Below are 11,662 nucleotides of genomic sequence, written 5' to 3'. Positions count from 1 at the left end.
TTAAGACACATCCAAAGATTCAGTAGTATTGTGTAAACCACAAGAAAGTGAGTACTCAACACCCAAATTCCGACATCGTCGAAACCAACGATTTTCAGAAATAATGAGCAACAATGGTGCTACTGACAATGACTCTAGGATTGGAACTTATCGAAAAAAACAATGTTTTATGATTAATGTATTGGCGAATGGTGCTTTTGCAATTTCCTAACAAATCGTTATGATTTTTTGGTTCGTTTTGCATCAAGGCAAAATGAACGTATATAAAAACCAATTCTATATCATGATAACCATGTTAAAACACTTAACGTATAATTTCAATAGAGACCATTAAATCCCAAATAATTTTCGCTATCCTCAAAATATCCTTGATTATAAACCGTCAATACATCATCTATATCAGAACCAGGATTGGTTTTTATAGCAATGGCAAACGAAATTAAGGATACAATAATTCCGATCATAAAGACTGTATAGGTTATACGCAATAATCTGTATTTTCGTTCCAATACAACACCTAAGAAATAGAGATCTTTAGTTAGTGCCTTATAAATATAATCTCGGTCTTTGACCATTTCACCAATAGCCCATTCGTATTCCTCTAATTTCATTTTATGGAAATTACCGAAAAAACTTAAATTTACCTTTTGGTTCTTGACATCTTCCTTGGTAAATTGGCCACTAGTAACATTGGGACGTGTAGCGATTATGGATAAAATCATGGAAACCACACAAAATAACGTGAATATAACTGTAGGCCAAGTTAAATAAGGGTTATTGTCTAATTTAGAAATAAGATTGGCAAGAACAACAGAAATAATAATAGCATTGACGGACAATAAAATATTTGCTTTGGTATCCGCAATATCGCTCAATTTAATGTGGTTTCTGAGTGCCACTCTATAAAACGTCTGCACACCACGTGATGAACTTTCATCTTTGTATTGTGCTTTGTACTTGGCTTTAAGCTTTTCAATATTAAGTTTCTTTTTACGCTTTTTCTTTTTCTTTAGTAGTTTGGCTAAGTTTTTTTCCTTTTGTGCTTGCCAGTTCTTTAAGGCATATTCTGTATAAAACTCGTGCTCTTTAGTGAGGACTTCAATATTCTCTTTTCGCCATTCGGAAGGTGTAAAGCTTACTCTGCCCTGTACTTCCAATTCTTTTCTCAAAAACTCACTAGCCTCTCTAAAATAGTCCTTCCCAAAATGTGAGGAATCGGCATCACGTATTATTTTCTCTAGTTTTTTAGTAGGTTTGGTATCAAACTTAGTCGCCATGATACAGTCAGCCACCGATTTAATAATGTCTTCATCTACCTTTTTGTCTTTCAAAAATTTAGTGGCTATTCTTACACCTTCCTCTTCATGGTTATCACAGCCTTTGGTATAACCTACATCGTGGAGTAAAGCCGTAAGCTCTAATATTTTCGCTTCTTTTTCAGTGACATCAGAATTTTCTATGAGTTCCCTTGTACTTCGCAATACACGTTCGGTATGTGTATAGTTATGATATATAAAAGTACCTGGTAGTTCGTTTTTTATAAGGTTAAAAACGAATTCCTGAGTTTCTTCAATTAGAGACTTTGACATGGGTCTTAATAATTTTTGTATGATGTGAAATTACAAAAAAGATGTAAGACTTAACATTTATTTTGGCATATGAGTTACAATGAAATCGTATTTTTATACAAAACCGAAATGAAATGTTTTAATATCGTAGTCGACCAACTGAGTTCAATATAAAGAACATTTCTTCTGAATCAAATAGTAAACTAATGCGTTTAAACTTAAGTGATACATTTAATGTAGAATTGCCATCTGATTCCAATACGACAAATACGAGACGCCAAGTCTCAAAGGCAGCCTATTCTTATGTGACACCAAAAGTACCGTCTATTCCCAAATTAATTCACGCTTCCAAAGACATGGTTGAAGCAATTGGTTTAGAGCTTGACGATATTGATTCTCAAGACTTCTTAGATATTTTCTCTGGAGCTAAAGTCTATCCAAAAACAAAACCCTATGCCATGGCTTATGCTGGTCATCAATTTGGGAATTGGGCTGGGCAACTTGGCGATGGAAGAGCAATTAACTTGTTTGAAGTAGAGCACAATGCTAAACGTTGGGCAATCCAACTCAAAGGATCTGGCGAAACACCATATTCTAGGCAAGGCGATGGTTTGGCCGTTTTACGGTCTTCAATTCGTGAATATCTATGCAGCGAGGCCATGTATCATTTGGGTGTGCCAACCACAAGAGCATTGAGTTTAATGTTGTCGGGAGATGATGTGCTTAGAGATATGTTGTACGATGGTAATCCGGATTATGAAAAAGGCGCTATAGTGGCGAGAGTAGCACCAACTTTTATCAGGTTTGGTAATTTTGAATTGTTTGCAGCCCGAAAGGACACAGAAAATCTAAAAAAGCTAACAGATTACACCATTAAACATTTTTATCCTGAATTAGCAAAACCTTCCAAAGATACCTATATCAAATTCTTTAAAGAAGTCACCAACCGAACTTTAGACATGATTATCCATTGGCAACGTGTTGGTTTTGTACATGGCGTGATGAACACCGATAACATGTCCATTTTAGGTTTAACGATAGATTATGGTCCTTATGGTTGGTTGGAAGATTTTGATTTGGGTTGGACACCAAACACAACGGACAGACAAAATAAACGGTATCGTTTTGGCAATCAACCTAGTATTGGACTATGGAATTTATTACAACTCGCCAATGCGCTTTTTACGTTAATTGAAGAACCTGAACCCCTAGAATCCATTCTCAAACAATATCAAAGAGATTTAGAGCAAAAATCACTGGATATGATGCGTTCTAAATTAGGGCTGTCACATCAAGAAGAAGCGGATGGAAAATTAGTGACAGATGTGCAAGATTGTTTATTGCTTTCTGAAACTGATATGACGATTTTCTTCCGATTATTAGCCAATTATAAAACAGGAAACCCGAAAAAAGGTTTAGACATAATACATGAAGCATTTTACAAACCAGAAGAAATAAAGGATGCTATTGAAGACCAATGGAAAGTTTGGTTTCAGGCTTACGACCAAAGATTACAAAAAGAGAAGTTATCAGATTCAGAGCGCCAAAAACATATGAACACTGTAAATCCAAAATATGTGCTTAGAAATTATATGGCTCAATTAGCTATTGATAAAGCCAACGAAGAAGATTACAGTTTAGTGGATGAATTATTTCAACTGCTAAAAAAGCCTTACGATGAACAACCTGAAAATGAAAAATGGTTTGCCAAACGTCCCGAATGGGCAAGACATAAAGTGGGTTGTTCTATGTTGAGCTGTAGTTCTTGATCATAAAAACAAAATAAAAATATGGATTTTTCAAAATTAAAAGTACTGTATATCAATTGTACCTTAAAAAAATCGCCTGTGCAGAGCCATACGGAAACGCTGATGAAAGTGTCTCAAAATATTCTGAAAAAGGAAAAGGTCTCGTTTGAAACCGTTCGCCTTATAGATTTTGACGTAGCTCCGGGAATTTATCCAGATATGACAGAACATGGTTGGGACAAAGATGAATGGCCTAGTATTTATAAGAAAGTCAATGAAGCAGATGTGTTAATTGTCGGAACACCGATTTGGCTAGGAGAAAAATCGTCTGAAGCCCAAAAATTAATTGAACGCCTTTATGCAATGAGCAGCAAAACCAATGATAAAGGACAGTACATTTACTATGGCAAAGTCGGTGGATGCATGGTTACAGGTAATGAAGATGGCATAAAACATTGTGCAATGGGAATCCTATATGCATTACAACACGTCGGCTATTCTATTCCGCCACAAGCGGATTGCGGATGGATAGGAGAAGTGGGACCTGGTCCAAGTTATGGAGATACGGAATGGAAAGGAAAAACCGAGGAGCCACCAGTTGGGTTCGATTCTGAATTTACAAATAGAAACACCACTTTTATGACCTATAATCTTCTGCACTTAGCAAAACTATTGAAAGAAAATAAAGGCTACAGCAATTACGGTAATTCGCGTGAAGCTTGGGATAGTGGTACACATTGGGCTTTTGATAATCCAGAATATAGATAAACGCAAAATTCGACTTAACAGTTCCTGCAAAGCACTGTACTCGATTTATTCTCAGTATCTAAAAAACCTGGCAGGTTTATAAAAACACGAACTATGAAAGCCATTTGGAATAATAAAATAATAGCAGAAAGTAATGATACCGTTGTAATCGAAAACAACCATTATTTCCCACATGAAAGTATAAAGGAAGAGTTCTTCAAACCGAGTAAACTAAATTCTGTATGTCCTTGGAAAGGAACAGCGTCATATTATACTATAGAAGTTGATGGGAAACAAAATACAGATGCAGCTTGGTTTTACCCAGAAGTATCAGAATTAGCAAAAGGTATTAAAAATCGGGTCGCATTTTGGCGTGGAGTAAAAATTGAAGACTGATGAAAAGCACCAAACTAAAGATAAAAAATAGAAAAGGATTAACTCTAAACGCCCATTTAGAATTACCAGCAAACCAAAAACCGAACTACTATGCCATTTTTGCACATTGTTTTACCTGCAGTAGCAGTTTTAGTGCGGTAAAAAATGTGAGTAGAGCACTCACTCAAGATGGTTTTGCAGTGTTGCGATTCGATTTTACAGGTTTAGGAAGAAGCGAGGGCGAATTTGCCGATAGTCATTTTTCGGCTAACGTAGAAGATTTGTTAGATGTTCAGACTTATATGACTGAAAATTACAAAGCACCAAGTTTATTGGTTGGTCATTCGTTGGGTGGCGCAGCTGTACTTGTCGCAGCTTCAAAGATTGATGCCATAAAAGCCGTGGCAACAATAAGTGCGCCATCAACCGTAGAGCATGTTAAACATTTGTTTTCCCATCAAGTTGAAGAAACAGAAGACAAAGGCGATATTGAGGTCAATATTGGAGGAAGACCATTTATAATCAATCAAGATTTTGTAAAGGAATTTGATAATACGGATTTGCCAGAAATAGTGAAGAATTTAAGAAAGCCGTTATTGATTATGCATTCGCCTTTCGACAATATTGTTGGAATTGAAAATGCAGAACAATTATATAAAAATGCACATCATCCAAAAAGTTTTATAACACTAGATAATGCTGATCATTTACTGTCCAATGAAAAAGATAGTCAGTACGCTGGAGAGATGATTGGTACTTGGGCAAAACGGTATTTTCCAAAAGTTGAAAATGTAATGTTAAGTACCGAAGGCGAACAATTAGTTGGTCATTTGAATATTGAAGAAGATAATTTTACAACATCAATTCAAACCAAAAACCATAGCTTTATTGCAGATGAACCAGCAAGTATTGGTGGCAACGACTTTGGGCCTTCGCCTTACGAATATCTCAATGCAGCACTGGCAGCATGTACGGTAATGACCTTAAAAATGTACTCAGAAAGAAAAAAATGGGATCTGAAAGAAGTATTTGTATATATTTCTCATTCCAGAAAACATAGTGACGATTTACAGGTAGCTGTAGATCAACCAAAGTACATGGACCACATTACTAAAAAACTAAAATTTGTCGGTGATTTAGATACTAAACAACAAGAACGATTAAAAGAAATAGCATCACGTTGCCCTGTGCATAAAACCATAGCCAGCGACGTCATTTTTGAAACTGAAATTATAAACAATTAGAAGTGCAGACATTACTAAAAAATACAATAACCAAAGATCGATTTTTAGAAATTAGACATCAAACGGCGTTAATTTGTAAATCCTTAAAACCTGAAGATGTTTCCATCCAACCCGTAGAATTTGTATCGCCATCAAAATGGCATTTGGCGCATTCAACCTGGTTTTTTGAACAATTTGTTTTAACGAAATACAAGTCGGGTTATAAAGTTTTTAATGATGATTTCGCTTACTACTTCAATAGCTATTACAATAATGTGGGAAAACGCGTGATGAGAGCAAATCGCGGCACTATGACACGCCCTACTTTGGATGAGGTTTTAAAATACAGAACCTATGTAAACCAAAAGCTTTCAGATTTTATCGAAGAAGGCATTTCGGATGACATTTCAGAGGTTATAGAAATCGGTCTGCAACACGAACAGCAACATCAAGAATTATTAATTTACGATATCAAGTACATTTTTGGTCATCAACCCTCGTTTCCTGTTTTGGATTTTCAAGTGCATTTACTAAAAGAAAATCAACCACAAGAATTTATTCACATTGAGGAAGGCGTTTACGAAATTGGTCATACCAATGAAGGCTTTTGTTTCGATAATGAACTAGGAAGGCATAAGGTTTACCTTCATGATTTTGAAATTTCCAATCGGCTTGTCACCAATTCAGAATATATTGAATTTATAGAAGCTGGTGGTTACAAGGACTTTAATCTTTGGCATGCTGATGGTTGGGAGTTTGTTCAGAATAACGAATTAAAATCGCCAATGTATTGGCATAAGGTCGATGGAAAATGGATGCAATATACCTTGCAAGGATTTAAAGAATTGGAAGGAGATTTACCAGTAAATCATATAACATTTTACGAAGCTTTTGCTTATGCACAATGGAAAGATATGCGATTGCCAACCGAGTTTGAATGGGAAGTGGCCTCAAAACAATTTGACCATGGGCAACTCTGGGAATGGACCAATAGTGCTTATTTACCTTACCCAAATTTCACCAAAGTAGAAGGCGCATTGGGTGAGTACAATGGTAAATTTATGGTCAATCAAATGGTATTGAGAGGTGGCTCGGTCGCAACCTCTAAAAACCATTGCAGACCAACTTATAGAAACTTTTTTACAGCTGACATGCGTTGGCTATTTTCAGGAATTAGATTAGCAAGATAAGCCCATAATGGGCATATGGCAAAATGATATTTGTAATAATAAAAACTATTCTTAATGACAAAGAATAATGCATTAGACATTGAAATGAAAAACACTTTCGCACAAGACGTGCTTAAAGGCTTAACAGCCAAAAACAAACACTTACCATCTAAGTATTTTTACGATGATAATGGAAGTCGCATATTTCAGGAAATTATGAATATGCCAGAATATTATCCTACCAATGCAGAGTTTGAGATTCTGTCCATGCAATCCAAACAGATATACAAGGCGCTCAAGTTTTCAGAACCTTTTAATATTATTGAATTAGGTGCTGGAGATGGCTTTAAAACTTTCAAGCTTTTAGAATATTTGGTAAATCATAATATTGATGTCCATTACATCCCTATCGATATTTCCCAAGAGGCTATGGATTTACTTTCGAATCGATTGACAGAAAAATTGCCTAATTTGAAAATACATCCAAAAGTGGGTGATTATTTTGAAATATTAAAGGGCAATCTCGAAAGCGATTACCCAAGTTTGTTGCTATTTTTAGGTGGAAATATTGGGAATTATCAAGAAGAAAAAGCGAAAGAACTATTAAACCTTTTTAATAAAAACATGAAGGTTGGTGACAAGCTTCTAATAGGTTTCGACCTAAAGAAAAACCCAATAATTATTCACAATGCCTATTACGATGCGCATGGCATTACAAAGCGTTTTAATCTCAATTTACTAATCCGAATTAATAGAGAGCTGGATGCCGATTTTAAAATTGATGATTTCGATTTCTACAGTTATTACAATCCTGCAACTGGAAATGTGAAAAGTTATCTGGTAAGTTTAAGAAAACAGACCGTGGAACTGAAAGCTTTAAATAAATCCATAGATTTTGATTATGACGAATTAGTATGGACTGAGCTTTCAAAAAAATATGCTATTGAAGAAATCCATAACTTAGCAAAGCAAACGGATTTTGCATTAAACTCAAATTTCTTGGATTGTAAACACTACTTCACTGATAGTCTTTGGGAAAAAATGGCATAAGGATTAATATCGGTAGGAATATGGCTAAGAAACTAACTCAAAAAAAGGGTTATTTACGACAAAAATTAAAATATGATTAAGTTATACAAAATAGCGGTATTATTTATTGCTGTTGCTTTCTTAATAGGTTGTGCCACTTCTAAGGCACAATATAAAGAAGAAGCTGATAAAACCAACGAATTACCAGATAAAGACATAGAGAAAACCTTTTATTTAATTGGTGATGCTGGTAAGTCGCCACAAGGTGGTATGTCTAAAGCCTTAACAGCGTTTAAGAATCATACGGCTGATAAAAATACAACCGAAGACTTTGTGCTCTTTTTAGGAGATAATATTTATCCAGATGGATTGCCAAAGAAAGGTGAAAAAGGGCGTTCGGAGGCGGAAAATGCTTTAGATGGACAACTGAAATCCATTGAAGGTTTTAATGGTGAAGTACTCTTTATTCCAGGAAATCACGATTGGTATGCTAACGGCCTTAAAGGTTTGAAACGCGAGGAAAAGTATATTGAAGATGCTTTAGTCAAGAAGGCTTTCGAACCTGATAATGGTTGTCCTCTTGAGGATTTTGACATCGGAGATGATATTAAGCTTATTGTCATAGATACACAATGGTATTTAGAAAATTGGAACAATCATCCCACCATGAATGACGAATGCGAAATAAAGACGAGGGAGCGGTTCTTCCTAGAGTTAGAGGGCGAACTGAAAAAAGCACAAAACAAAACTATAGTATTTGCCATGCATCATCCTATGTATACCAATGGTGTTCATGGAGGTCAGTATGCATTTTCCAAACATTTGTTTCCAACACAGAAAAAATTGCCGCTGCCTGTTTTAGCCTCATTGGCAACTCAGATTAGAACACAAGGCGGTGTTTCTATTCAAGACCGTTATAATGAGCGTTATAACAACCTGATGAACCGTTTGGAGACGATGACTTTAGATACGGAAAACGTCATATTCGTTTCAGGCCATGAGCATACACTTCAATATTTGGAAAAAGGAAAGATTAAACAAATCGTTTCTGGTTCTGGAGCCAAAGAAGGGTATGCATCCCTAAAGAATACTGGTTTATTTAGCTATGGAAAACAAGGTTTTGCAGAGTTAACCGTTTTTAAAGATGGTAGTAGTTGGGTTACCATGTATGGCGCAGAAAATGGTAATGCCACCAAGCTCTTTGTAAAAGAAATTTTTCCACCAACAGCGCAATATGATGTATCTCAATTACCAGACAGCTTCCCTCAAGAAATTGAAACTTCGGTTTACACAAAGGAACAAACTGAAAAAACCGGCTTTTTTGAATCTATTTGGGGAGATCATTACAGAGATGTTTACAGTCAGAAAATTAAAGCAGATGTTACCACTTTAGATACGCTTTATGGTGGTTTGGAAATTGTAAGAACTGGTGGAGGTCATCAAACACGCTCTATAAGATTAAAAACAAAAGATGGCAGAGAGCTCAATATGAGAGCGCTTAAAAAAAGTGCCACACAATATTTACAGACCGTTTTATTTAAAGACACTTACATACAAGATGAGTTTGAAAGAACGGCTGTTGAAGGTCTGATTCTTGATTTTTACACCGCAGCGCATCCCTATGCATTTATGGTGGTACCAGATTTGTCTGATGCTGCCGAAATATATCATACCAATCCTAGGATTTTCTATATTCCAAAGCACAAATATTTAGGGAAATATAATAAGGATTATGGAGATGAACTCTACATGATTGAGGAGCGTCCGGAGGAAAACTATACCGACGAGCGTAATTTTGGTTATGCTGATGATATTGAAAGTACGCATGATATTATAGAAAAGGTACGGGAAGATGAAAAGTATAAAATAGATGATAATGCTTATGTAAGAGCACGTTTATTTGATATGCTGATTGGCGATTGGGATCGCCACCAAGACCAATGGCGTTGGGCGCAATTTGACCAAGAAAATGGCGATAAGCTCTTTAGGCCAATTCCAAGGGATAGAGACCAGGTGTTTTCAAATTTTGATGGTGGTTTATTGGATGTGATGAGAGTCATTGCAGGTCCAACAAAACAGCTTCAGGTCTATGATGAAACATTGGAAGATATTAAATGGATGAATTCCGCAGGTATAAAATTAGATCGTGTATTGGTGCAACAATCAACTAGGGAACAATGGTTAAAACATGCTAAATTTCTCCAAGATAATATTACGGACGATGTCATTGAAGAAGCATTTTCTAAGGTGCCAGAAGCTGCTCAAGATGAAACACTTGACGATATAAAAAAGAAACTTAAAGGACGACGCGGTAACCTTGTGGATATTGCCACACGATATTACGAATACTTAAACGGTTTGGTGATCCTTACAGGTACAGATAAGGATGATTACATCGAAGTAACTAGAATTGGGGACAACGAAACCCATGTTAAGATATCTAGAATTAAAGATGGTGAAAAAGGGGAAGTTATTGTCGATAGAACTTTTAATAAAGAAGTGACTAAAGAAATTTGGGTCTACGGTTTGGATGACAAAGATATATTTGAAGTGAGCGGCAAAGCCAATAATTTAATATTTACGAGATTAATTGGCGGACAGGAAAATGATACGTACATCATTAATAATGGAAGACGTATTAAAATATACGATCACCAAAGTAAACCTAATACCATACAGGAGAAGAAAGGAGGAACACTAAGATTGACTGATGTTTATAAATTGAATCTTTTTGATTACCAAAAAAACATAGTAAACACTGGTGTAATCACGCCAGCCATCGGCTTTAATCCAGATGATGGTTTTTCTTTGGGCTTATCTTATGTTTCAACCATAAATGGTTTTCAGCGTAATCCGTTTTCGCAACAACACCGTTTTAAAGGTGGTTACTTTTTTGCTACAAGCGGATTTTCCCTTAATTATGATGGCGAATTTGCTAATATAAAAGACGATTGGAATTTACACGTTGGCGGTCAATTTACCTCAGAAAATTTCGCCAATAATTTTTTCGGTTACGGTAATGAAACAGAGAATTTGGACGATGAATTAGACTTAGATTATAATCGTGTAAAAACCAGTATTTATATGGCTAAAGTCGGAATTTTGAAGAAAGGTAATTTTGGTAGTGATTATGGTTTCCGAGCAATAATAGAAGGTATTGAATTAGGTGAAACGCCTGATAGATTTATAACGAGTTTTACTAATGCTTCAGAAGATGGTTTTTTCGACCGTAGAATCTTTGGAGCACTTGAAGCAGAATACAATTATGAGAGTTTTGATAAAAAACTTGCGCCAACGAGAGGGATGACCTTTCTTTTAAATGTAGGAGCAAAAACTGAAATTGACAACACTAAATATACTTATGGTTATATCAATTCCAATTTAGGATTTTATAATGCGATTTCCAGAAATAGAAAATTAGTTTTGAAAACCGATTTACGAACACAGTTTAGGATAGGTAATGATTTAATATTTTATCAGGCTGCAAATATTGGAGGGCAAAACGGACTAAGAGGTTTTAGAACAGAACGCTTTACCGGTCGAAATTCTTTAGTCGGAAGTACGGATTTGAGATATGCCTTTAATCAATTCAAAACAGGTATATTGCCATTGCAAGTCGGCGTTTTTGGTGGTTTCGATGTCGGAAGAGTTTGGCTTAAAGACGATTTTTCAGATAAATGGCACAACGATTATGGAGGTGGTTTTTGGGTAACGGCCGCAGATAGCCTTTCAGGTACATTTAACTTATTCAATAGTGTGGAAGGCTTGCGTTTTTCATTTGGATTTGGACTCAATTTTTAATT

Annotated in this window: 8 protein-coding genes; 7 read left to right on the top strand and 1 reads right to left on the bottom strand. The window is 35.7% G+C overall.

What is annotated here, in order from left to right; genetic code table 11:
• Nucleotides 1–317 precede the first annotated feature (317 nt).
• A complete protein-coding gene (locus HM990_RS16940) occupies nucleotides 318–1,589 on the bottom strand; it encodes a Pycsar system effector family protein (protein ID WP_178990652.1) in 1,272 nt (423 codons plus the stop codon).
• A gap of 185 nt (nucleotides 1,590–1,774) precedes the next feature.
• Here HM990_RS16940 and HM990_RS16935 point away from each other — a divergent pair, with 185 nt between their 5' ends.
• From HM990_RS16935 to HM990_RS16905, 7 genes are all read left to right on the top strand, one after another.
• Entirely contained in the window at nucleotides 1,775–3,337 is a 1,563-nt protein-coding gene (locus HM990_RS16935; RefSeq protein ID WP_178990650.1) for a protein adenylyltransferase SelO, read from the top strand.
• Nucleotides 3,338–3,358: 21 nt separating this feature from the next.
• Complete coding sequence (locus HM990_RS16930) at nucleotides 3,359–4,084, top strand: flavodoxin family protein (RefSeq protein ID WP_178990648.1); 726 nt, start codon at nucleotides 3,359–3,361, stop codon at nucleotides 4,082–4,084.
• Nucleotides 4,085–4,177: 93 nt separating this feature from the next.
• The gene (locus HM990_RS16925; RefSeq protein ID WP_178990645.1) at nucleotides 4,178–4,459 is read left to right on the top strand and encodes a DUF427 domain-containing protein; all 282 of its coding nucleotides are present in this window, start codon (nucleotides 4,178–4,180) and stop codon (nucleotides 4,457–4,459) included.
• A complete protein-coding gene (locus HM990_RS16920; protein ID WP_178990643.1) occupies nucleotides 4,459–5,682 on the top strand; it encodes a bifunctional alpha/beta hydrolase/OsmC family protein in 1,224 nt (407 codons plus the stop codon). Before HM990_RS16925 ends, HM990_RS16920 begins: the two co-directional genes overlap by 1 nt.
• 2 nt (nucleotides 5,683–5,684) lie before the next feature.
• Entirely contained in the window at nucleotides 5,685–6,851 is a 1,167-nt protein-coding gene (gene egtB, locus HM990_RS16915; RefSeq protein ID WP_178990642.1) for an ergothioneine biosynthesis protein EgtB, read from the top strand.
• A 54-nt stretch (nucleotides 6,852–6,905) separates the two neighbouring features.
• Nucleotides 6,906–7,880, top strand: coding sequence for an L-histidine N(alpha)-methyltransferase (locus tag HM990_RS16910; RefSeq protein ID WP_229719301.1), 975 nt, complete (start codon nucleotides 6,906–6,908; stop codon nucleotides 7,878–7,880).
• Between the two features lie 72 nt (nucleotides 7,881–7,952).
• A complete protein-coding gene (locus HM990_RS16905; protein ID WP_178990640.1) occupies nucleotides 7,953–11,660 on the top strand; it encodes a metallophosphoesterase in 3,708 nt (1,235 codons plus the stop codon).
• The last annotated feature ends 2 nt before the right edge of the window (nucleotides 11,661–11,662 follow it).

The sequence above is a fragment of the Winogradskyella schleiferi genome (genome assembly GCF_013394655.1).
Classification (GTDB): Bacteria; Bacteroidota; Bacteroidia; order Flavobacteriales; family Flavobacteriaceae; genus Winogradskyella; species Winogradskyella schleiferi.
The sequence above is the reverse complement of the archived record's forward strand: the minus strand, read 5'-3'. Positions and strand labels throughout refer to the sequence as shown.